We start from the raw sequence: 22,117 nt of genomic DNA, 5'->3' as shown, positions 1-22,117 counted from the left end.
AATCTTATGCGTAAACCGGGAAACGGGCGCAGATATCCAGTACTTTCTGTTTGGTGCGCTCAATGACCGCTTCGTCATTGATGCTATCCAACACGTCACACATCCAGCCAGCCAGCTCTTTCACTTCCGCTTCTTTAAAACCACGACGCGTTACCGCCGGGCTACCGATGCGGATACCGGAAGTGACAAACGGGCTTTTCGGATCGTTCGGTACGCTGTTTTTGTTAACGGTGATGTTCGCACGGCCCAGCGCGGCATCTGCTTCTTTACCGGTCAGGTTTTTGTCGACCAGATCGAGCAGGAACAGGTGGTTGTCGGTACCGCCAGAAACCACTTTGTAGCCACGGTTCAGGAACACTTCCACCATCGCTTTGGCGTTTTTCGCAACCTGCTGCTGGTAGGTTTTGAACTCCGGTTCCATCGCTTCTTTCAATGCGACCGCTTTACCGGCAATCACGTGCATCAGCGGGCCGCCCTGGCCGCCAGGGAACACAGCGGAGTTCAGTTTTTTATACAGATCTTCGCTACCGCCTTTCGCCAGGATCAGGCCGCCACGCGGGCCTGCCAGGGTTTTGTGGGTAGTGGTGGTAACAACGTGCGCGTGCGGAACCGGGTTCGGGTAAACGCCTGCGGCAACCAGACCGGCAACGTGCGCCATATCGACGAACAGGTAAGCCCCGATGCTGTCGGCGATTTCGCGCATTTTTGCCCAATCAACCACGCCGGAATAAGCGGAGAAGCCACCGATGATCATTTTCGGTTTGTGTTTCTGCGCTTGCTCGTTCAGGTCGTTGTAATCAATGTGGCCGGTTTCGTCGATGCCGTAAGGCACAATGTTGTAAAGCTTGCCGGAGAAGTTAACCGGGGAACCATGCGTAAGGTGACCGCCGTGCGCCAGGTTCATACCAAGTACGGTATCGCCCGGCTCCAGAAGAGAAGTGTAAACCGCGAAGTTAGCCTGAGAACCGGAGTGCGGCTGCACGTTGGCATAATCCGCGCCGAACAGCTCTTTCGCGCGATCGATTGCCAGTTGTTCAACGATATCAACGTATTCGCAACCGCCGTAATAGCGTTTGCCTGGGTAACCTTCAGCGTATTTGTTCGTCAGCTGAGAACCCTGAGCCTGCATTACACGCGGGCTGGTGTAGTTTTCGGAGGCGATAAGTTCAATGTGTTCTTCCTGACGTACTTTCTCCTGCTCCATAGCCTGCCACAGTTCGGCATCATAATCGGCAATGTTCATTTCACGCTTTAACATCCGCATCTCCTGACTCAGCTAACAAAAACAACTCTAAATGAGGGCCCAATTTCGGGAACGGCTGACAGTATAACTGATTAATATTCTGATAACAGGTCTTGACAAAGGTTTTTGCGCAAACGATTGGCTCCGCGCCACACAAGGGTTTGAGCGATAACATACTTCGCCATTTAAGCGGATTTCTTTTCAGGTTTGTGATGCAACTTCTTCACGATGAAACTCTTCGCCGCGGGGGCGTTCTCTTTACAACTATCGGCTGAAGATTATAAGATGCATTTAAAATACAACTTTAAATCATCATTTGTTAAGGAAGCACTCATGCTCGACGCGCAAACCATCGCTACGGTGAAGGCCACCCTTCCCCTGCTCGCCGCGACTGGCCCCAAACTGACCGCCCATTTTTATGATCGGATGTTTACCCACAATCCCGAGTTAAAAGAGATTTTCAACATGAGCAACCAGCGCAATGGCGATCAGCGTGAAGCGCTGTTTAATGCCATTGCGGCGTATGCCAGCAATATCGACAATCTCGCCGCGCTGTTACCAGCGGTTGAGAAAATCGCCCAGAAGCACACCAGTTTCCAGATTCAGCCACAGCAATATGACATTGTCGGTGCGCATCTGCTGGCGACGCTGGATGAAATGTTCAGCCCAGGGCAGGAAGTATTAGAGGCATGGGGGAAAGCCTATGGCGTGCTGGCGGGTGTGTTTATCAACCGCGAAGCGCAGATTTACACCGAGCACGCCGAAAAACCGGGTGGTTGGCAAGGGACTCGTGCCTTCCGTTTAGTGGAAAAAACGCCGCAAAGCGCGCTGATCACCAGTTTTGAATTTGCGCCAGTGGACGGCCAACCCGTTGCGGCTTACCAGCCAGGCCAGTATCTCGCTATCTGGCTGAAACCTGACGGTTTTGTCCATCAGGAAATCCGTCAATATTCACTGACTCGTCAGCCGAACGGCAAAAGTTACCGCATCGCGGTAAAACGTGAAGATGGTGGCCAGGTATCGAATTGGTTGCATAACGACGCAAAACCGGGCGATATCGTGCATCTGGCCGCGCCAGCCGGGGATTTCTTTATGGATGTCGCCGCCAACGCGCCAGTGACGCTGATTTCCGCGGGCGTGGGTCAAACACCGATGTTAGCGATGCTAAATGTGCTGGCGCAATCACAGCACAGCGCGCAGGTGAACTGGTTCCATGCTGCTGAAAACGGCGAAGTTCATGCTTTTGCCGACGAAGTAAACCAGCTCGGCGCTGCGCTGCCGCGTTTTTATCAGCATGTCTGGTATCGCCAGCCAAATGCAGCGGATGAAAAAGCCGGGTGTTTTCACAGTACGGGTTTGATGGATTTAATGTCGCTGGAAGGGAATTTTAGTGACCCGGCGATGCAGTTTTACCTGTGCGGCCCGGTTGGGTTTATGCAGTTTGCGGCGCAACAATTGGTCACGCTGGGAATTGCCAAAGAGCACATTCACTACGAATGCTTTGGTCCACATAAAGTGCTGTAACGCGAGATTCCCTCACCCGGCGGGGTGAGGGAGAAATATCAGATGGCGGCGTCGTCTTCTTCGCCAGTACGAATACGTACCACGCGCGCGACGTCAAAGACGAAGATTTTACCGTCGCCGATTTTGCCGGTCTGCGCGGTACGAATAATGGTGTCGACGCAGGTATCAACGATATCGTCGGTCACCACGATCTCAATTTTCACTTTCGGCAGAAAATCCACCATATATTCTGCGCCACGGTACAGTTCGGTGTGGCCTTTCTGGCGACCAAAACCTTTCACTTCCGTTACCGTCATCCCGGTGATGCCGACTTCAGCCAGGGCTTCACGTACATCATCCAGTTTGAAAGGTTTAATAATCGCATCAATCTTTTTCATGGTCGTTCCTTACACGTTCTTGCCAATCTGCTGCATCGTAATCGGTTGCTCACAGTACCATAATCATTTCGCCTTTACTCTTTAAAGTCATTGGCGTCCAACTCATGGCGCGAGAGTAATTTGTAAAATTCAGTGCGGTTGCGCCCGGCCATTCGCGCGGCGTGCGTCACGTTACCTTTGGTGATTTGCAGCAGCTTGCGCAGATAGTTGAGTTCGAACTGATTGCGCGCTTCGACAAAGGTCGGTAACGCGGTGTTCTCCCCTTCCAGCGCCTGTTCCACCAGCGCATCGCTGATCACCGGCGAAGAGGTCAGCGCCACGCATTGCTCAATCACGTTAACCAATTGGCGCACGTTTCCGGGCCAACTGGCGGTCATCAGGCGTTTCATGGCGTCGGTCGAAAAGGCGCGGACAAACGGTTTGTGCCGATCCGCCGACTGGCGCAGCAGGTGGTTTGCCAGTAGGGGAATATCTTCCGCGCGTTCAGAGAGCGCCGGGATTTTCAGGCTCACCACATTCAGACGATAGTAGAGATCTTCACGAAACTCGCCGCGCGCCATCGCTTCCGGTAAGTCACGGTGCGTCGCCGAAATAATCCGCACGTTGATATCAATATCGCGATTGCTGCCAAGCGGACGCACTTTGCGCTCCTGCAAAACGCGTAACAATTTGACCTGCAAAGGAATCGGCATATCGCCAATCTCATCCAGGAAAAGCGTGCCACCTTCTGCGGCCTGGAAAAGCCCTTCCCGGCTGCTCACAGCGCCCGTAAACGCGCCGCGAGCATGACCAAACAGTTCTGATTCCAGAAGTTGTTCCGGCAACGCGCCGCAGTTGATGGCGATAAATGCGCTTTTACTGCGCGGGCTGGCGGTGTGAATGGCCTGCGCCAGAATCTCTTTCCCGGTCCCGCTTTGGCCGTTGATCAGCACGCTGACATCCGATTGCGCGACCATCCGCGCCTGCTCGAGCAGACGCAACATCGCCGGGCTGCGGGTGACAATGGTTTCACGCCATTGATCGTCACTCGCCGACCCGCTGTGTTCCAGCGCATCATCGATGGCTTTATACAGCGCGTCTTTATCGACCGGTTTGGTCAGGAAGCTGAACACGCCTTGCTGCGTGGCAGCGACCGCGTCCGGAATCGAACCGTGCGCCGTCAGGATAATCACCGGCATGCCCGGCTGCACACGTTGGATTTCGGCGAACAACTGCATGCCATCCATCTCGTCCATGCGCAAATCGCTGATCACGAGGTCAATCTTTTCACGCCCGAGAATGCGTAGCCCTTCCTGCCCGCTTTCTGCGGTGACAATGCTGTAGCCCTCGCTGGTGAGGCGCAGCCCCAGCAGTTTGAGCAGGCCAGGATCGTCATCCACCAGCAATAAGTGGGCAGGTTTGCGGCTCGTCATGGTTTCACGTCCTCTTGATTCCCGTCGCTTTTGGACGGGTGTGTGCTATCCGGCAGATCGGTGGCGGCAGGTTTGCGCGTGGAGAGACGCCGTTCGATATCGGTGAGGTTCTCCAGCTTGCGCGTGGTGGTTTCCAGTTGCTCGCGCAAAAATTGTTGCTGCTGGCGCAGGCTGTCCAGCTCGCTATCGGTAGATTGTTGCAACTTGCCGTAGCGGCTGCGCTCTTCCGATAACTGTAACTGCGCTATTTCCCCATCGCGCCATAGCTGGAATATCGGGCGCACTTGCGCGGGAATGGACGGGCTGAGGGCATCCAGCCGCTCGGTGTAATCCCGGCGTTCCAGCGGCGAGATTTTAGCGTTCGACAATAAAATGCCGCGCCGGAATGTCGCCTGCCAGTTATTGTCCGACCACGAACGCGCTTCGGCGCGCGCAGAAGCGGGCAATAAGCGCTGAGCGCAGTCCATCCCGCGTAGCCAGTAAAGCGGGTTGCTGTCGACGTTTTCGCCGGACAGCGACCAAATTTCATTGCAATCCGTAGAGAGAAAATCAGCCAATTGATGCTCAGGGAGCCGTTCTTCCTGGTTGTCATGGATGGCGCTTTGCGGCGTTTGCGTCACGCATCCGGCCAGTAACAGGCAGGGAAGCGCGCGAAGCCAGGTGTTTTGCTGTGCGATCGCGTTAACAACGCGGGAAAAAACATGCGACATACTCACCAGTTTTAGATTCATTTAGTGGATTTTTCCGGCGCATTGAGCGGTAACTCAATACGGAAACAGACATCAGCCTTGCTGTCAGTGACCAGATGCAATTCGCCATGCATGCGGCGAATACAATCTCTGGCAATACTTAACCCCAGCCCGCTGCCTTTAACAGCCCCTTTTCGTTGGTGACTTCCCTGATAAAAGGGCTCAAAAATCATTTCGCGTTCCGCTTCAGGAATCGATGTGCCGGTGTTCGCCACATCGATACAGAGCCGCGCGCCGGCGAGATAACTGTGGAGATAAATGTTACCGGATTCAGCACCATAGTGCACCGCGTTGGAGTAAAGATTATCCAGTACGCTCATCAGTAACATCGGCTCCGCCTGGCAAGTCGCTGCTTCCAGGGCGACATCGGTATGCATCATTTTAGCTCGCGCCGGCAAACTATGGGCGGAGATCACCATATCGACCAGCGGCGCTAAATCAACCTGCTCAAGCTCAACTGCGCCATCTGCCAGTTTGCGGTTGTAATCAAGCAGTTGCTCAATCAGTTTTTGCAGATTTCGGCTGCTGGCATCAAGAATTTCCACCACCTCTTTTTGTTCCGCCGAGAGCGGCCCAACGACCTGATCGGCGAGCAATTCCGTGCCTTCGCGCATGCTGGCGAGCGGCGTTTTGAGTTCGTGTGAGATATGCCGCAAAAATTGATGGCGCTGAGATTCCAGCCAGGCCAACCTTTCGCTGAGCCAGATAATACGCTCGCCGACATAGCGCAATTCGCGCGGCCCCTTAAACACCACTGTGTGACCAAGTGGACGTCCCTCTCCCAGCCGGTTAATCATCCGTTCGATGCCTTTAACCGGGCCGATAATCATGCGGGTGAAGAGCAGTACCAGCGCGAGGCTGACCAAAAACAGGACCAACGCCTGCCAGCCGAAAAACTGGCCGCGCTCGGCGATTTCCAACTGCAACTGCTGCCCACGGGAGAAAACCACCGCGCGGGTCGATTGCACCATTTCTGTGTTGGCGGCGGCAAAAGCCTCAAGCTGCGCGGAAGCCGCCGCTGAGGGGCCGCTATTGTTACATTGCAGTTGAGCGAGCTCGTTGAGATGCTGGCGCAGCGCCTGGTAGAGCTTGTCATCCGGCAGCACGCCCGCGTGGGCGTCCAGCATTTCGCTGTAGCGTTTACGCTGGTTCTGGTAGACACGTGCCAGCGTCGCGTCATCCAGCACGCAATATTGGCGATAGCTGCGCTCCATTTCCAGCGCGGCGTTGGTCATCGCTTCGCTGCGACGGGCATCAATCAGGGTGGTTCGGTTGGTTTGTAATGCCTGCGCGCTAAGTGCGTTCAGGCTCTGCCACGCTTGCCAGGCCAGTACCAGCAGCGGCAGCAAAATCAGCAGGAACGCCATCATCACCAGTTGGCGTAACGAGCGGGGAAAGACAGGCCAGCGTTTCAATGCAGTACTCTCACAATAAAAGGTACAGAGATGCTAGCTGAGTGCCGGGGTAAAGAACAACAAAGCCGGGCAAAAGCCCGGCTTTGTTATGAAATTAGGCGGTGCCTAACTCGACGTTTCGCCCGATGTCTGATAAAGCTTACGCGATGATCAGCAGGTGGACGGCAGGCACCTTTAAGTGCGTCATTCGAAGTTTATGTAGCACGTCCCGAAGGGGCTGACATAAGAAGGTGAATGAGCCACTGCCGGGTATTATGCACGTACTATGCCAACTTACAAACAACTAATTTAATGCATTGATTATTAATGGCTTTATAGTCAATCTTCAAAATACTCTTCTGCTCATTATTTCAACGACCTGTCGCTATTTAGCTACACCCATTCGGAACAAAAAATAAAACATTAAAAATCAATAAATTAAATGTCTCCGTTTGGCGACACTGATAAATGTCTGATGTCGGGAAATGAAGACACTTTTGGCAGGTATTCTCGCTGGCAATAAAAAAGCCCTCTCCCTAAAAGGAAGAAGGCTTCTTCACTACCGAACGTCGCTTACCCCAATTGCTTACGGGCGTTGCGGAAAATACGCATCCACGGGCTGTCCTCGCCCCAGTTTTCCGGGTGCCAAGAGTTGGAAACCGTGCGGAATACACGTTCTGGGTGCGGCATCATAATGGTTACGCGGCCGCTTTCGCTGGTCACGGCGGTGATACCGTTTGGTGAACCGTTCGGGTTTGCCGGGTAGGTTTCCGTCACGCTGCCGGTGTTATCGACATAGCGCAGCGCCACCAGCCCTTTACTTTCCAACTGAGCCAGATGCGCCGCATCGCGCACTTCCACGCGGCCTTCGCCGTGAGAAACCGCGATTGGCATGCGTGAACCGACCATGCCACCCAGCAGCAATGACGGGCTTTGCGTCACTTCCACCAGGCTGAAACGCGCCTCGAAGCGATCGGAGTGGTTACGCACAAAGCGCGGCCACAGTTCGCTGCCTGGGATCAGTTCGCGCAAGTTAGACATCATCTGGCAACCGTTACACACGCCGAGCGCCAGCGTTTGCGGGCGATGGAAGAAGGTTTCGAACTCATCACGCACACGGTCGTTGAACAGAATGGATTTCGCCCAGCCTTCACCCGCGCCCAGCACATCGCCGTAGGAAAAACCGCCGCAGGCCACCAGCGCCTGGAAGTTTTCAAGCCCAGTACGCCCGGCAAGCAGATCGCTCATATGCACATCGAACGCGTCGAAACCAGCGCGGTGGAACGCCGCCGCCATCTCCACATGGGAGTTAACACCCTGCTCACGCAGCACCGCGACTTTCGGACGCGCGCCGGTGGCGATATAAGGTGCGGCGATATCGTCGTTGAGATCGAACGTGAGCTTCACGTTGAGGCCCGGATCGTTGTCATTGGCTTTCGCTTCATGCTCCTGATCCGCGCACTCCGGGTTATCACGCAGGCGCTGCATCTGCCAGGTGGTTTCCGCCCACCACATACGCAGCGTAGTGCGGCTTTCGCTGAACACGGTTTGGCCGTTGGCTTCGATAACAAAGCGATCGCCCGCAACCGCGTGACCCAGATAGTGAACCGCATCGCCAAGACCGTAGGCTGCCAGCACACTTTCAACCGCTTCGCGATCGGCCGCCCGAACCTGAATGACCGCACCCAGCTCTTCGTTAAACAGTGCAGCCAGATGATCGCTACCCAGCGCGGCGATATCCACGTTGACGCCACAATGCCCGGTGAAAGCCATCTCAGCCAGCGTTACCAGCAAACCACCGTCGGAACGATCGTGATATGCCAGCAGTTTGCGATCCGCGACCAGCGCCTGAATCGCATCAAAGAAACCTTTCAGTTGTTCTACGTTACGCACATCTGCTGGTTTGTCGCCCAACTGGCGGTAAACCTGCGCGAATGCCGTTGCACCCAGCGCATTACTGCCGTTGCCAAGATCAATCAGCAGCAGGGCGTTCTCTTCGGTGGAGAGTTGCGGTGTAACGGTGCCGCGCACATCGTCCACGCGGGCAAACGCGGTGATCACCAGCGACAGCGGTGACGTCATCTCGCGCTGCTCGCTGCCTTCCTGCCAGCGGGTTTTCATCGACATTGAGTCTTTGCCGACCGGAATGGTCAGGCCGAGCGCCGGACAGAGTTCTTCACCCACGGCTTTTACCGCGGCGTACAGACCGGCGTCTTCGCCAGGGTGACCCGCCGCCGCCATCCAGTTCGCCGACAGTTTGATGCGTTTGATATCGCCAATCTGCGTCGCCGCGATGTTCGTTAATGCTTCACCGACCGCCAGACGGGCAGAGGCGGCGAAGTCCAGCAGCGCGACCGGCGCGCGTTCGCCCAGCGACATCGCTTCGCCATAGTAGCTGTCGAGGCTGGCGGTCGTAACGGCGCAGTTTGCGACCGGGATCTGCCACGGGCCAACCATCTGATCACGCGACACCATACCCGTAACGGTACGGTCACCAATAGTCACCAGGAAGGTTTTTTCCGCCACGGTTGGCAAGTGCAGCACGCGGTTTACCGCGTCAGCCAGCGTAATCGTGCGGGTGTCAAAACTGTCGCCCGTCGCCTGACGCGTCGCCACATCACGGGTCATTTTCGGCGTTTTGCCCAGCAACACATCCAGCGGCATATCGATCGGCTGGTTGTTGAAATGGTTGTCATTGAGCGTCAGGTGCTGCGCTTCTGTGGCTTCACCGATGACCGCGTACGGCGCGCGCTCGCGGCGGCACAGTTCGTCGAACAGCGCCAGTTGATCGGCGGCAACCGCCAGCACATAGCGCTCCTGAGATTCGTTACACCAGATTTCCAGCGGGCTCATGCCCGGCTCATCGCTGAGAATATCGCGCAGCTCGAAACGCCCGCCGCGACCGCCGTCGCTCACCAGCTCCGGCATGGCGTTGGACAAACCGCCCGCACCAACATCGTGAATAAAGAGGATCGGGTTGGCATCGCCCAGTTGCCAGCAACGGTCGATCACTTCCTGGCAACGACGCTCCATTTCCGGGTTGTCGCGCTGTACCGAGGCGAAATCGAGATCCGCATCAGACTGACCAGACGCCATAGAGGATGCCGCGCCACCGCCGAGGCCAATGTTCATCGCCGGGCCGCCGAGGACGATCAGTTTCGCGCCAACGGTGATCTCGCCTTTTTGCACGTGGTCGGCACGAATGTTACCAATGCCGCCTGCCAGCATGATCGGCTTGTGGTAACCGCGCAGCTCTTCGCCGTTGTGGCTGTTCACTTTCTCTTCGTAAGTACGGAAGTAGCCATTCAGCGCCGGGCGACCAAATTCGTTGTTAAACGCGGCGCCGCCGAGCGGGCCGTCGGTCATGATATCCAACGCGTTGACGATACGGTCCGGCTTACCAAAATCTTCTTCCCACGGCTGTTCAAAGCCCGGAATGCGTAAATTCGAGACAGAGAAACCGACCAGCCCCGCTTTTGGCTTCGCGCCGCGCCCGGTTGCGCCTTCATCACGGATTTCACCGCCGGAACCTGTTGCGGCACCCGGCCACGGCGAAATGGCCGTCGGGTGGTTATGGGTTTCGACTTTCATCAGAATATGTGCCGGTTCCTGATGGAAATCGTAACGGCCTTCCCCGCGATCGGCGAAGAAGCGCCCGACTTCTGAACCTTCCATCACCGCCGCGTTGTCTTTATAGGCAGACAGCACGAAATCCGGCGTTTGTTCGAAGGTATTTTTGATCATTTTGAACAGCGACTTCGGCTGTTGCTCGCCGTCGATAATCCAATCGGCGTTGAAAATTTTGTGACGGCAGTGCTCCGAGTTCGCCTGCGCGAACATGTAGAGTTCAATGTCGTTCGGGTTGCGCCCCAGGCGAGTAAATGCATCCTGGAGGTAATCAATTTCATCGTCGGCCAGCGCCAGGCCGAGACGCAGGTTAGCGTCGATCAGCGCCTGGCGGCCTTCGCCGAGTAAATCCACGCTCTGTACCGGCGCAGGCTGGTGGTGTTCGAACAGGCGTGCGGCGTCGGATTGCGCTGCGAATACGCTCTCCATCATGCGGTCATGCAGCAATGCAGCCACGTCATTCCACTGGGTGTCGCTCAGCCCGGCCGCGTCGACGTAGTACGCCACGCCGCGCTCGAGGCGATTGATTTTGTCAAGGCCGCAGTTATGGGCGATATCGGTAGCTTTGGAAGACCAGGGAGAGATGGTGCCAGGACGAGGAGTGACGAGCAGTAATTTTCCGGTCGGCGTGTGGCTGCTGAGGCTTGGCCCATATTTCAGCAGGCGCTGGAGCCGGGCATATTCTTCTTCGGTGAGCGTGTCATTCAGATCGGCGAAGTGAGCATACTCAGCGTAAATATTGCTCACCGGAAGGTTGGCGGCCTGAAAGCGTGCCAGCAGTTTGTTGATACGGAAAGCGGACAATGCAGGCGAACCACGCAGAATTTCCATCATAAGTCTCTCGTCTTCGATTACGAAGCGTCGGGGACGCTTAAAGTGTGCACCAGGGGAAAACGGGCGTCATTATAGAGAATCCTGCGCGCCGACGAAACCGTTTGCGTCGAAATAAAATCCCCACCAATTTTTAACAATAGCTGTTACCTAAACACTCTAATTAGTTGCCAATTGGCGTTTTGTTGCGCAAAATGCCGCTCAATCACCGATAAACCTTACTGGTTTAACGTCAAAAACCCCCTGAGGCAAAGCACGGCGCAGAGAATTAACTCCTTGAAAAGATTTAAGATTAATTATCTGCTCATCGGCATCGTCACCCTGCTGCTGGCAGCGGCCTTGTGGCCGTCAATCCCTTGGTTCGGCAAAGCCGACAACCGCATCGCGGCGATTAAAGCGCGCGGGGAATTGCGCGTCAGTACCATTGCCACGCCGCTCACTTACACCACTATCGACGGCAAAACTTATGGGCTGGATTACGATTTAGCACAGCATTTCGCCGACTATCTTGGCGTCAAACTGAAAATGACGGTGCGACAAAACATCAGCCAACTGTTTGACGATCTGGATAATGACAACGCCGATATGCTCGCCGCCGGGCTGGTGTATAACAATGAACGCGTGAAGAGTTACCAGACCGGACCGGTCTACTATTCGGTTTCCCAGCAGTTGGTGTATCGCGTGGGCAGCTATCGACCACGCACCCTGGAAAACGTCGACGAAGGCCAGTTAACCGTCGCGCCAGGCCATGTGGCGCTGGACGATCTGCGCGAGCTAAAAGAGAAGAAATACCCGAACTTAAGCTGGACAGTGGATCCGAAACTCGGCACGACCGCGCTGCTTGAGCAGGTCGTGGAAGGCAAGTTGAGCTATACCGTCGCGGATTCCGTGGCGATCAGTCTGTTCCAGCGCGTGCATCCCGAACTGGCGGTGGCGCTTGATATTACCGATGAACAACCGGTGACCTGGTTTAGTCAGCGCGACGACGATAATACCCTGTCAGCGGCGATGCTCGACTTCTTCAACAATATTAATGAAGACGGTACGCTCGCCCGGCTGGAAGAGAAGTACCTCGGGCACGGCGAAGATTTCGATTATGTTGATACCCGCACTTTTTTGCGCGCCGTCGACAGCGTGTTGCCAGACTTACAACCGCTGTTTGAAAAGTATGCCCAGGAGATCGACTGGCGTTTGCTGGCGGCTATCTCTTATCAGGAATCACACTGGGATTCGCAGGCCACCTCGCCGACCGGCGTGCGCGGGCTAATGATGTTGACGCGTAACACGGCGCAAAGTTTGGGCTTAAGCGATCGTACCGACGCCGAGCAGAGCATCAGCGGTGGCGCACGTTACTTGCAGGATATGATGAGCAAAGTGCCGGACACGGTGCCGCAGGATGAGAAGATTTGGTTTGCGCTGGCGGCTTACAACATGGGCTATGCGCATATGCTGGATGCCCGCGCGCTGACGGCGAAAACCAGAGGCAACCCGGATAGCTGGGCCGATGTGAAACAGCGCCTGCCGATGCTGAGCCAAAAACAGTATTACAGCAAACTCACCTACGGTTATGCCCGCGGGCATGAAGCCTATGCTTATGTGGAAAATATCCGCAAATACGAGATAAGCCTGGTCGGGTATTTGCTGGAGAAAGAGAAAGAGGCCGCCAAAGCGCTGCAACTGGCGCAAAGCTACCCGGCGGTGTCGACGGATGAGCTCAATCGCCCGGCTTACGGCGTGCTGCCGTTTAGCGCCTTTACCGGCAATGAGGCGTTCTCGCACAACCCCATACCGGTACCGGATGCATTGCAGTTGAAAGTGAACCGGTAAGAAGGTTGCCGGATGGCAGATTGCCGGATGGCGCTGCGCTTATCCGGCCTACGATTTCAATAATTTCTGCGTTTTTTTCTCCTGCCGGCGCTGGCGGAAAAAATCGCTGAGCATCGCGGCGCATTCGTCGCGCAATACCCCTTCGGTGATATCCACCCGGTGATTCATTCCCGGATGATGCAGCACATCCATCAGCGAACCGGCCGCGCCGGTTTTGGCATCACGCGCGCCGAACACTAATTGCCCAATGCGGCTGTGCACCATTGCGCCTGCGCACATCACGCAAGGTTCCAGCGTGACATAGAGCGTGGTGTCAATCAGACGATAGTTTTGCAACACCAGCCCGCCCTGACGCAGCGCCATAATTTCCGCATGCGCCGTCGGATCGTGGCGACCAATCGGGCGGTTCCACCCCTCGCCAATCACCTGATTGTTATGCACCAGCACCGCGCCGACAGGCACTTCACCTTCGTCCCGGGCACGCTTCGCCAGCGTCAACGCATAACGCATCCAATAATCGTGATTCAGTTCGGGATTGGACAAAGAAAAGTACTCCAGTGATTCAGGCGGGGCGCATTATACACAGCCCTCACCTGTTCGACACTACTCGAGTTGCTGTAAGTCACCGCGCGGCGTCACGCGCCAACGATGCTGGCAAAAATAGAGCAGCGGGTTGTCCTGCTTGCTATCACTGTAACCGCTGTACAAGCGCAGCGGAGTGCCAATTTTACGCTCAAGCTGAGCCACTTTTTCGTGACCGAGGCAGCGCATCGTTAACACCCAACCGCCATAACGACGTTCAATTTGGCTGGCGATAACATTCACGCGCGGCAGCCAGGGGGTATCAAAATAGACCTGTTCGACCAGCGGCTGCGGCGAACCGGTGATCAACCAGATATCCGCATCGGACGCCGCAAGGTAGTTGGTGAGCCGCATCTGCACCACCGGAAACGCCGTCACATGCCCGCGAAACCAACTGGCAAACTTCTGTTGCAATGCGGTCAGCTTCTTTTCGCTGTGACCAAAAGTGCAGCCCCACAGCAGTAAACTCATCGGCCAGCGCGCGGCGCGACCTTTAATCACCAGCCCACCGACAATCACCGGCAGCAGCGGCAACACTAACAGCAAGTTTATGGGCTGATGACGCAAAACATAACGGAGAAACGTCCCGAACATGTCCTGCTGATGTAATGTTCCATCGAGGTCAAAAAAAACGACGCGGCGTTCACTGGTAGCCAAATGGTATTCCTCTACTGATTAAACCCCAACCGCCGGCGGTTCCGTTTGGCGATCGCTCTCTAAACAGCCTAACAGATAGAACCTCACTTTTCCGGTAACAACCTGTCACAAATCCCTGTAATAATAAGCGCCGGGTTGTACAGCCTGTACCGCCCTCACCTTAAATAAGCCCTTGCGACAATGACGACAGCCAAAACAACAATGCCCCGACGCGCCTTTCACTACGCCGCTTTTCGCCATCTCTTTTTTGCTCGCCTGCTTACCGTGCTCGGTAATGGCATTGCGCCGATTGCACTGGCTTTCGCGGTGCTGGACATTGGCGGTTCGGCGGCCGATCTCGGCATTGTCGTTGCAGCCCGCTCGCTGTTTAACGTCGCGTTTTTGTTGCTTGGCGGCGTGCTGGCAGACCGTTATTCGCGAAGCCTGGTGTTGGTGCTCTCTTCGCTGGTTGCCGCTTTATCACAAGGCGTTGTCGCCTGGCTGGTGCTTGAGGGTTCCGCCAGCGTGATGGGACTGGCGATATTGGGGATGATCAATGGCGCGGCGGCGGGTATTGCGTTGCCCGCGTCATCAGCGCTAGTGCCGCAAACTGTGCCGACACATAACTTGCGGGAAGCGAATGCGCTCGTTCAATTAGGCATTTATAGCGGAACGGTGATCGGCGCGTCGTTGGGCGGCATTCTCACCAGCGCGGTCGGGCCTGGCTGGGGTCTGGCGATTGATGCGCTGGGATTTGCCGCTTCTGCGCCGCTCTACCTGTGCATTCGCATTGGCGCCATCCAGGCGGCGGCGTCCGCCACCAACATCCTGCAAGATTTGCGCGACGGCTGGAAAGAGTTCATCAGCCGCGCCTGGGTTTGGTCGATTGTCGTGCAGTTCACCATTATTAATGCAGCGTTTAGCGGCATCGTGATGGTGCTCGGCCCGGTGATTGCCGATACCTCATTTGGCCGCGCACAGTGGGGCATGATTGTCGCCGCGCAAAGCGTTGGCCTGATTGTCGGTTCATTCCTTGCGTTGCGCTGGCGTCCTCGGCGCGATCTGTTTATTGGTGTGATGCTGGTGGCACTTTGCGCAGTACCGATTTATCTGCTCGGCCAGGTTGCCGCGACGCCGTGGCTGATTGCGGGATTTTTTATTGCTGGCGTGACGTTTGGCCTGTTCGGCGTCGCGTGGGCGCAGTCGCTGCAAACGCATATTCCGCCAGAGAAACTGGCTCGTGTGTATGCGTACGATGCGATGGGATCGTTTATCGCCATTCCAGTCGGTGAACTGGCCGCCGGACCGCTGGCGCTGCATTATGGCAGCGGCAACGTGCTGAAGGCGTCGGCGCTGGCCGTGGTGCTAGCCTGCGCGGCTGCCAGCCTGGTTCCCGCTATTCGCCGCCTGGATAATTCACCGCAGGTGAAAACGGGCAGCACCATCGGTTCTCCTTGATCGCTATCAAAAGCAGGAAATTGAAGCTTTGTATCAATAGAATTTTTAATTCATAATCACCATCTATGGATGGAATAGTTAATTCACCCGCGTGATGCACTGCGACAGTGAATAACGTGAACCTCCGGAGATCCGATGAATTGTTTAATCCGCATTCGCCAGCGCTACCCCAGCCTTGCTCAGAGTGATAAAAAGCTGGCGGAGTTTTTGCTGGAAAACCCCGACCGCGCCCGCCATTTAAGCTCACAACAACTCGCCGCCGAAGCCGGTGTTAGTCAGTCCAGTGTGGTGAAATTCGCCCAAAAGATGGATTTCAAAGGCTTTCCGGCGATGAAATTGGCCATCAGCGAAGCTCTGGCCAGCAATTCCAACCCCTGGTCAGTACCAGTGCATAACCAGATTCGCGGCGACGATCCGCTACGCGTCGTCGGGGAAAAACTGATCAAAGAGTACCAAAGCGCGATGCACGCTTCGCTGGATGTGAATAGCGAAGAGAAGCTGCTGGAGTGCGTACGTCTGCTGCGCGAATCGCGACGCATTATCCTGACCGGCATTGGCGCGTCCGGCCTGGTGGCGCGTAACTTTGGCTGGAAGCTGATGAAAATCGGCCTTAACGCGATTGTTGAACAGGATATGCACGCCCTGCTGGCGACCGTGCAAGCGCTGGAACCTGGCGATCTTCTGCTGCCGGTCTCTTATTCCGGCGAACGGCGCGAGATCAACATGGCGGCGGATGAAACGCTGCGCGTTGGCGGGAAGATCCTCGCAATCACCGGTTTCACGCCCAATGCGTTGCAGCAACGCGCGACTCGTTGCCTTTACACTATCGCAGAAGAGCAGGCCACGCGCAGCGCGGCAATATCCTCCACCAGCGCACAATTGATGCTGACGGATTTACTGTTTATGGCATTGGTACAGCAGGATTTGGAACATGCGCCAGAGCGCATTCGCCATAGCGAGGAGCTGGTGAAAAAACTGGTTTGAGCAAGGTCCCGCCCTGTTAGTCATGTTTCTGAGATTTTCCTGATGGCGTTGTCAATTACCGAAACTATCGCCATTACGACAGATGCGCTAATTCACAAAAAACAATAGCGCGATTAATAAAATAAAAGGATGCGCTACGATTCAAACAGGTGCATCAATTTAATATTTTTTATTTTTAGAATTTTAAAACAATACGGATGATGGAATGACTGATAAGAATTTTTACTCAATACAAGCGTTGAGAGCGCTTGCTGCTGTGTTAGTGATGTGTTTTCACTTTAAGAGCTACATTAATCAATCATTTGAGGGCTGGGGAGATAAGCTATTTCTCAATGGCGATATCGGCGTTGATCTGTTTTTCGTTATCAGCGGGTTCATAATATATTATATAACCCAGGACGATAACGGAGGGCTCGCATCAGCAAAGCGATTTTTTCTTAAACGGTTTTGCCGCGTATTCCCACCCTATTTTGCAATTACACTGCTGGTCGCCGGGAACAGTATTGAGTCCTGGCTGCAAACGGCGAAATCATTACTCTTCATTCCATTAGACATTACGCAACCTGCCCCCTGGTTTGGCGTGGCTAAATTATTCGTTGGCTGGACGTTAAATTACGAATTTATCTTTTATACGCTATTTACAGTGTGCATGCTTTTCCGCTCAAGAAAAAATATCGTCCTTTTTATTACATTGATATTAGCGGTGGCCATTCCCGCATTGATTAATAATACCGCGATCTCCCCTGCAAATAATTATAACTATCCAGGCTACCTGGCTACTTTCACCAATAGTTTAATGCTTGAGTTTGTTGTCGGAACGTTTACGGCCTGGCTGGTTATTAATAAAAAAATCACTTACGGAAAAAACATCAGCTATGTATTAATGACGTTAAGCTTCGTGTTATTTCTTTTTGTGGTATTGTCCCATTGCAGCAGAATAGGTGGCCTTGTTTATATTATCTCTGCTTTTGCGCTTGTTTTTACCCTGGCAAATCACGAATCGCTCTATTCCTTCCGGGCTCCCAAACCCGTGCTGACAACCGGTAAAATTTCCTTTTCGCTTTACCTTGTTCACTTCCGGGCAAAATCTTTACTCAAAAAAGGATTCAACTTTACTCATTCGGTATACGCCGGGATAACGATGTTTGCTCTTTCGGTCATACTTTCTTATGTCCTTGCTTTTATTTCATATTATTTATTAGAGAAAAAGCTGAGTTCGCTCTTTAGAAAGTACTTATTGAAAAAAGCATAGCGATAAAGCGATGCCATCTGAAGATGGCATTGTTTTCCTGCGCAAGCGACAAAGATTTTTCTGGTGAGCGCGGATGACAGTAAGCCAATAATAGTGGATAATACAAAACCTTTGTAACTTACTGATTTTTAATTGCTTTAGCGGTAATCCTTTGAAATGTCTTTATTAATTACCAAACGCTGTATTAATTGCGATATGTGCGAACCGGAATGCCCGAACGAGGCGATTTCGATGGGCGACAGCATTTATGAAATTAACAGCGATCGTTGTACCGAGTGTGTCGGCCATTATGAAACCCCGACTTGCCAGAAAGTGTGCCCGATCCCCAATACCATCCTAAAAGATCCGACGCGCGTGGAAACAGAAGAACAGCTATGGGACAAGTTTGTCCTTATGCACCACGCCGACAAAATCTAACTTTCGATAATCACCGTTGCACAGGCGTAGTGACGCTCATCCGCCAGCGTCACGTGCATTGTCCGCACGCCCATCCGCTGCGCCATCCGCTGCGCTTCATCCCACAAGCGCAGGCTCGGTTTGCCGAGTTCATCGTTGAACACTTCAAACTGATTAAATGCCAGCCCGTTGCGAATGCCTGTCCCTAAAGCTTTGGCCGCCGCTTCTTTGACCGCGAAGCGTTTCGCCAAAAAGCGTACCGGTTGCTGGTGCGCCTGGTAAATCGCCCATTCGCTGGCGCTCAGTACCCGCTTTGCGAGGCGATCGCCGCTGCGGGCGATCACCGCTTCGATGCGGGCTATCTCAACGATGTCCGTACCTAATCCCAGAATCGCCATTACGCGCGCGCTTCCAGCATCAGGCGTTTCATTTCCGCTACCGCGTCTTTCAGGCCGCTCATCACCGCACGGCCAATAATGGCGTGGCCGATATTCAGCTCGTGCATTTCCGGCAGCGCCGCAACGGCTTTCACGTTGTGATAGGTCAGGCCGTGACCGGCATTCACTTTCAGCCCAAGGCTTGCTGCGTAGGTCGCCGCTTTAGCAATGCGCTCCAGCTCTTTCGCCTGATCTGCATCGCTTTCGGCATCGGCATAACAGCCGGTGTGAATTTCGATATACGGCGCGCCGACGTCAGCGGCGGCTTTGATCTGCTCGTTATCCGCATCAATAAACAGCGACACCAGAATACCCGCCGCCGCCAGACGCTGGCAGGCGTCGCGCATTTTCTCGCGCTGACCGGCAACATCCAGACCGCCTTCAGTGGTCACTTCCTGGCGTTTTTCCGGCACCAGGCAGCAGAAATGCGGTTTGGTTTCGCAGGCAATTGCCAGCATCTCTTCCGTGACCGCCATTTCGAGGTTCATACGCGTGTGCAGTGTCTGACGCAAAATGCGCACGTCTCTGTCGGTAATATGGCGACGGTCTTCGCGCAGATGCACGGTGATGCCATCAGCACCGGCTTGCTCGGCAATAAACGCAGCCTGTACCGGATCGGGATACGCCGTTCCACGCGCGTTGCGCAGGGTGGCGATATGATCGATGTTGACGCCCAACAGTAATTCAGCCATGACAATCCTCAGTATTTTTCATTGGTTCCGGCGCGGTCTTCGCCTCGCCTGGCCAGTTAACCAACCGCTAACGTTTTGGCACAAATTGCCGGAACAGTTCCCGGCTTTTTAACGGCTTGCCTCCAAGATACGGCTTTAACGCGATACGGGTAAAGCGCTTTGCCGCGCGGAGCGTGTCGGCATCGGGGAATTCCCGCTCGGCCAGAGCGCGCAAATGCCGCCCGGTAAACGTGCTGTTGTCCACCACGATACTGGCGATAAACCCCTTCTCTTCCCGATAACGGTAGGTCATCTCATCATCAACCGGTTCGCCGCTCCCCGCGCAGTGGAGAAAATCCACGCCGTAACCCAAATGGCCGAGCAGCGCCAGCTCGAAGCGGCGTAACACCGGTTCAGGTGTGCCGGTGACGCCCGCCAGCGCCTGGATACAATGCAAGTAATCGAAAAAGAGTTCAGAGAAGCGCGTCTCATGCTCCAGCACGCGGGAGATGAGTTCGTTAATGTAGAGACCGCTATAGAGGGTGATGCCGCTGAGCGGCAGTGCCAGTGAAACCGCTTCTGCGCTGCGTAGCGTTTTGACCTCGCCACGCCCGCCAAAGCGTACCAACAGAGGGGTGAAAGGCTGAAGCGCACCTTTCAGATTGGAACGTTTGGAACGTGCGCCTTTGGCAACCAGGCGCACGCGACCCGACTCTTCCGTGAAGACGTCCAGCATCAGGCTGGTTTCGCTCCAGGGACGACTATGCAGAACGAAGGCTCTCTGCCAACCTTCCATATTATTCTCGTCGTCTTTCGGGCTTCAGGTACATTGGCTGCACCCGCTTACCCCAGTCACTTACCTGTGTAAGCGCCTGGGGATTTCCGGCCTTGCCGCCTTCCTGCAACCCGAAAGTCATAGAGAATAACCTCTGTATTTAAAGGTCGTCTACATAACCGAGACTACGCAGGGCGCGTTCATCATCGGCCCAGCCGGATTTTACTTTCACCCACAGTTCGAGGTGAACTTTGGCTTCGAACATCTCTTCCATGTCTTTACGCGCTTCGATGCCGATGGTTTTGATTTTGGAACCTTTGTTACCAATCACCATCTTCTTCTGTCCTTCGCGCTCAACGAGGATCAGCCCGTTGATGTCATACCCGCCACGTTCGTTGGTAATGAAACGTTCGATTTCAACAGTAACCGAGTACGGCAGTTCCGCGCCGAGAAAACGCATCAGCTTTTCGCGGATGATTTCGGAGGCCATAAAGCGCTGTGAACGATCGGTGACGTAATCTTCCGGGAAGTGATGGATCGCTTCCGGCAAATGTTTACGCACGATACTTGCGATAGTGTCGACGTTGGTACCGGTTTCCGCAGAGAGCGGCACGATGTCGAGGAAATTCATCTGGCTTGCCAGGAACTGCAAGTGCGGCAGCAGATCGGCTTTTTCCTGCACGTTGTCCACTTTGTTGACCGCGAGGATCACCGGCACTTTGCTGTCGCGCAGCTTGTTCAGCACCATTTCATCGTCCGGCGTCCAGCGCGTGCCTTCCACAACGAAAATCACCAGCTCAACGTCGCCGATGGAGCTGCTGGCAGCTTTGTTCATCAGACGGTTGATCGCACGTTTCTCTTCCATGTGCAGACCCGGGGTATCGACGTAAATCGCCTGATATTCCCCTTCGGTATGGATGCCAACAATGCGATGGCGCGTGGTTTGTGCTTTGCGGGACGTGATCGAGATCTTCTGCCCGAGCAGTTTGTTCAGCAGGGTGGATTTGCCAACGTTAGGACGCCCAACGATAGCGATAAACCCACAATATGTTTTTTCTGTTTCAGTACTCATTCCAACTCCAGTTTTTTCAGCGCCTGTTCGGCGGCAGCCTGCTCCGCCTTACGACGGCTGGAACCCGTGCCAACCACCGGTTCACTCAGGCCGCTAACCTGGCAGTGGATAGTAAATTCCTGATCGTGCGCTTCGCCACGCACCTGCACCACCAGATAAGACGGCAGCGGCAGATGGCGACCCTGCAAAAATTCCTGCAGGCGCGTTTTCGGATCTTTTTGTTTATCGCCAGGACTGATTTCGTCCAGGCGAGTCTGATACCAGCTTAGGATCAGTTGTTCGACGGTCTGGATATCGCTATCGAGAAATACCCCGCCAATTAATGCCTCAACGGTGTCCGCGAGAATCGATTCACGGCGAAAACCGCCGCTTTTCAATTCACCCGGCCCTAAACGCAGACATTCGCCCAGTTCGAATTCACGTGCGATTTCCGCCAGCGTATTGCCGCGCACCAGCGTTGCGCGCATGCGGCTCATATCCCCTTCATCCACGCGCGGGAAGCGGTGATAAAGCGCATTCGCAATCACAAAACTTAAAATGGAGTCGCCCAGGAATTCGAGACGCTCATTATGTTTGCTACTGGCGCTGCGGTGGGTTAATGCCTGCTGCAACAGATCGTGATGTTGAAAAGTGTAGCCCAGCTTCCGTTGAAGCCGATTAATTACGATGGGATTCATGCGATACCAATAGATAAATGCGTCAACAATGCAGCACACGAAACCGACCTGAGAAAACCAACGCGGTTTCGTGTGCTGTGGCACCCGTTAGGGACCAGCCTTAAACTTCGGGGGAATATTCTATACGCAACGATGAGGGTTGTCGTTAGTCTGAAGGGAATAATCCTGGAAATAATTCGGGGCGCAACCTGAA

At 54.5% G+C, this 22,117-nt stretch carries 19 protein-coding genes; 6 read left to right on the top strand and 13 right to left on the bottom strand.

What is annotated here, in order from left to right; genetic code table 11:
* Positions 1-4 precede the first annotated feature (4 nt).
* The gene (glyA, locus tag AAEY27_RS06170) at positions 5-1,258 is read right to left on the bottom strand and encodes a serine hydroxymethyltransferase (RefSeq protein WP_342324012.1); all 1,254 of its coding nucleotides are present in this window, start codon (positions 1,256-1,258) and stop codon (positions 5-7) included.
* Positions 1,259-1,576: 318 nt separating this feature from the next.
* Here glyA and hmpA point away from each other — a divergent pair, with 318 nt between their 5' ends.
* Positions 1,577-2,767, top strand: coding sequence for an NO-inducible flavohemoprotein (gene hmpA, locus AAEY27_RS06165; RefSeq protein ID WP_342324011.1), 1,191 nt, complete (start codon positions 1,577-1,579; stop codon positions 2,765-2,767).
* Positions 2,768-2,805: 38 nt separating this feature from the next.
* Here the strand turns inward: hmpA and glnB are convergent, their stop codons facing one another.
* The 5 genes from glnB to purL form a co-directional block, all read right to left on the bottom strand.
* On the bottom strand, positions 2,806-3,144 hold the full coding sequence (gene glnB, locus AAEY27_RS06160; RefSeq protein WP_002438074.1) for a nitrogen regulatory protein P-II: 339 nt from the start codon (positions 3,142-3,144) through the stop codon (positions 2,806-2,808).
* Between the two features lie 74 nt (positions 3,145-3,218).
* On the bottom strand, positions 3,219-4,556 hold the full coding sequence (gene glrR, locus AAEY27_RS06155; RefSeq protein ID WP_342324010.1) for a two-component system response regulator GlrR: 1,338 nt from the start codon (positions 4,554-4,556) through the stop codon (positions 3,219-3,221).
* Positions 4,553-5,287, bottom strand: a complete 735-nt coding sequence (gene qseG / locus AAEY27_RS06150; protein WP_342324009.1) for a two-component system QseEF-associated lipoprotein QseG — start codon at positions 5,285-5,287, stop codon at positions 4,553-4,555. The genes glrR and qseG overlap by 4 nt, the downstream gene beginning before the upstream one ends.
* Positions 5,284-6,720, bottom strand: coding sequence for a two component system sensor histidine kinase QseE/GlrK (gene qseE / locus AAEY27_RS06145; protein WP_342324008.1), 1,437 nt, complete (start codon positions 6,718-6,720; stop codon positions 5,284-5,286). The genes qseG and qseE overlap by 4 nt, the downstream gene beginning before the upstream one ends.
* Before the next feature lie 552 nt (positions 6,721-7,272).
* The gene (gene purL / locus AAEY27_RS06140) at positions 7,273-11,160 is read right to left on the bottom strand and encodes a phosphoribosylformylglycinamidine synthase (protein WP_342324007.1); all 3,888 of its coding nucleotides are present in this window, start codon (positions 11,158-11,160) and stop codon (positions 7,273-7,275) included.
* 273 nt (positions 11,161-11,433) lie between these two features.
* Between purL and mltF the strand changes: the two genes are divergently transcribed.
* A complete protein-coding gene (gene mltF / locus AAEY27_RS06135; protein ID WP_425294658.1) occupies positions 11,434-12,984 on the top strand; it encodes a membrane-bound lytic murein transglycosylase MltF in 1,551 nt (516 codons plus the stop codon).
* 48 nt (positions 12,985-13,032) lie between these two features.
* On the opposite strand, the gene tadA is transcribed toward mltF, so the two are convergent.
* Both tadA and yfhb read right to left on the bottom strand, forming a co-directional pair.
* Entirely contained in the window at positions 13,033-13,494 is a 462-nt protein-coding gene (tadA, locus tag AAEY27_RS06130; RefSeq protein ID WP_425294672.1) for a tRNA adenosine(34) deaminase TadA, read from the bottom strand.
* A gap of 93 nt (positions 13,495-13,587) precedes the next feature.
* On the bottom strand, positions 13,588-14,223 hold the full coding sequence (gene yfhb / locus AAEY27_RS06125) for a phosphatidylglycerophosphatase C (protein ID WP_342324005.1): 636 nt from the start codon (positions 14,221-14,223) through the stop codon (positions 13,588-13,590).
* A gap of 180 nt (positions 14,224-14,403) precedes the next feature.
* Here yfhb and AAEY27_RS06120 point away from each other — a divergent pair, with 180 nt between their 5' ends.
* The 4 genes from AAEY27_RS06120 to AAEY27_RS06105 all read left to right on the top strand — a co-directional run bounded on the left by AAEY27_RS06120 (position 14,404) and on the right by AAEY27_RS06105 (position 18,313).
* On the top strand, positions 14,404-15,660 hold the full coding sequence (locus AAEY27_RS06120) for an MFS transporter (protein WP_342324004.1): 1,257 nt from the start codon (positions 14,404-14,406) through the stop codon (positions 15,658-15,660).
* A gap of 135 nt (positions 15,661-15,795) precedes the next feature.
* The gene (locus tag AAEY27_RS06115) at positions 15,796-16,644 is read left to right on the top strand and encodes a MurR/RpiR family transcriptional regulator (RefSeq protein ID WP_342324003.1); all 849 of its coding nucleotides are present in this window, start codon (positions 15,796-15,798) and stop codon (positions 16,642-16,644) included.
* 205 nt (positions 16,645-16,849) lie between these two features.
* Complete coding sequence (locus tag AAEY27_RS06110; RefSeq protein ID WP_342324002.1) at positions 16,850-17,896, top strand: acyltransferase family protein; 1,047 nt, start codon at positions 16,850-16,852, stop codon at positions 17,894-17,896.
* 156 nt (positions 17,897-18,052) lie between these two features.
* The gene (locus AAEY27_RS06105) at positions 18,053-18,313 is read left to right on the top strand and encodes a YfhL family 4Fe-4S dicluster ferredoxin (protein WP_342324001.1); all 261 of its coding nucleotides are present in this window, start codon (positions 18,053-18,055) and stop codon (positions 18,311-18,313) included.
* On the opposite strand, the gene acpS is transcribed toward AAEY27_RS06105, so the two are convergent.
* From acpS to rnc, 5 genes are all read right to left on the bottom strand, one after another.
* Positions 18,310-18,690 (bottom strand): holo-ACP synthase, encoded by a 381-nt coding sequence (gene acpS / locus AAEY27_RS06100; RefSeq protein ID WP_342324000.1) that lies wholly within the window; start codon positions 18,688-18,690, stop codon positions 18,310-18,312. The genes AAEY27_RS06105 and acpS overlap by 4 nt on opposite strands.
* The gene (gene pdxJ / locus AAEY27_RS06095) at positions 18,690-19,421 is read right to left on the bottom strand and encodes a pyridoxine 5'-phosphate synthase (protein WP_342323999.1); all 732 of its coding nucleotides are present in this window, start codon (positions 19,419-19,421) and stop codon (positions 18,690-18,692) included. The genes acpS and pdxJ overlap by 1 nt, the downstream gene beginning before the upstream one ends.
* Before the next feature lie 67 nt (positions 19,422-19,488).
* Positions 19,489-20,196, bottom strand: coding sequence for a DNA repair protein RecO (gene recO, locus AAEY27_RS06090; RefSeq protein ID WP_342323998.1), 708 nt, complete (start codon positions 20,194-20,196; stop codon positions 19,489-19,491).
* A 139-nt stretch (positions 20,197-20,335) separates the two neighbouring features.
* On the bottom strand, positions 20,336-21,247 hold the full coding sequence (era, locus tag AAEY27_RS06085) for a GTPase Era (protein WP_342323997.1): 912 nt from the start codon (positions 21,245-21,247) through the stop codon (positions 20,336-20,338).
* Complete coding sequence (gene rnc, locus AAEY27_RS06080; RefSeq protein WP_076768826.1) at positions 21,244-21,924, bottom strand: ribonuclease III; 681 nt, start codon at positions 21,922-21,924, stop codon at positions 21,244-21,246. The genes era and rnc overlap by 4 nt, the downstream gene beginning before the upstream one ends.
* Between the last annotated feature and the right edge of the window lie 193 nt (positions 21,925-22,117).

This window comes from Kosakonia sp. BYX6, assembly GCF_038449125.1.
Taxonomy (GTDB): Bacteria; Pseudomonadota; Gammaproteobacteria; order Enterobacterales; family Enterobacteriaceae; genus Kosakonia; species Kosakonia calanthes.
The sequence above is the reverse complement of the archived record's forward strand: the minus strand, read 5'-3'. Positions and strand labels throughout refer to the sequence as shown.

Excerpts from the sequence above, each read along its gene's own strand:
- hmpA (WP_342324011.1), top strand. The coding sequence starts at position 1,577 with ATGCTCGACGCGCAAACCATCGCTACGGTGAAGGCCACCCTTCCCCTG.
- tadA (WP_425294672.1), bottom strand. The coding sequence starts at position 13,494 with ATGCGTTATGCGTTGACGCTGGCGAAGCGTGCCCGGGACGAAGGTGAA.
- AAEY27_RS06110 (WP_342324002.1), top strand. The coding sequence starts at position 16,850 with ATGACTGATAAGAATTTTTACTCAATACAAGCGTTGAGAGCGCTTGCT.
- AAEY27_RS06120 (WP_342324004.1), top strand. The coding sequence starts at position 14,404 with ATGACGACAGCCAAAACAACAATGCCCCGACGCGCCTTTCACTACGCC.
- glnB (WP_002438074.1), bottom strand. The coding sequence starts at position 3,144 with ATGAAAAAGATTGATGCGATTATTAAACCTTTCAAACTGGATGATGTA.
- glyA (WP_342324012.1), bottom strand. The coding sequence starts at position 1,258 with ATGTTAAAGCGTGAAATGAACATTGCCGATTATGATGCCGAACTGTGG.
- qseG (WP_342324009.1), bottom strand. The coding sequence starts at position 5,287 with ATGAATCTAAAACTGGTGAGTATGTCGCATGTTTTTTCCCGCGTTGTT.
- glrR (WP_342324010.1), bottom strand. The coding sequence starts at position 4,556 with ATGACGAGCCGCAAACCTGCCCACTTATTGCTGGTGGATGACGATCCT.
- rnc (WP_076768826.1), bottom strand. The coding sequence starts at position 21,924 with ATGAATCCCATCGTAATTAATCGGCTTCAACGGAAGCTGGGCTACACT.
- acpS (WP_342324000.1), bottom strand. The coding sequence starts at position 18,690 with ATGGCGATTCTGGGATTAGGTACGGACATCGTTGAGATAGCCCGCATC.
- era (WP_342323997.1), bottom strand. The coding sequence starts at position 21,247 with ATGAGTACTGAAACAGAAAAAACATATTGTGGGTTTATCGCTATCGTT.
- AAEY27_RS06105 (WP_342324001.1), top strand. The coding sequence starts at position 18,053 with ATGTCTTTATTAATTACCAAACGCTGTATTAATTGCGATATGTGCGAA.
- AAEY27_RS06115 (WP_342324003.1), top strand. The coding sequence starts at position 15,796 with ATGAATTGTTTAATCCGCATTCGCCAGCGCTACCCCAGCCTTGCTCAG.
- pdxJ (WP_342323999.1), bottom strand. The coding sequence starts at position 19,421 with ATGGCTGAATTACTGTTGGGCGTCAACATCGATCATATCGCCACCCTG.
- recO (WP_342323998.1), bottom strand. The coding sequence starts at position 20,196 with ATGGAAGGTTGGCAGAGAGCCTTCGTTCTGCATAGTCGTCCCTGGAGC.
- purL (WP_342324007.1), bottom strand. The coding sequence starts at position 11,160 with ATGATGGAAATTCTGCGTGGTTCGCCTGCATTGTCCGCTTTCCGTATC.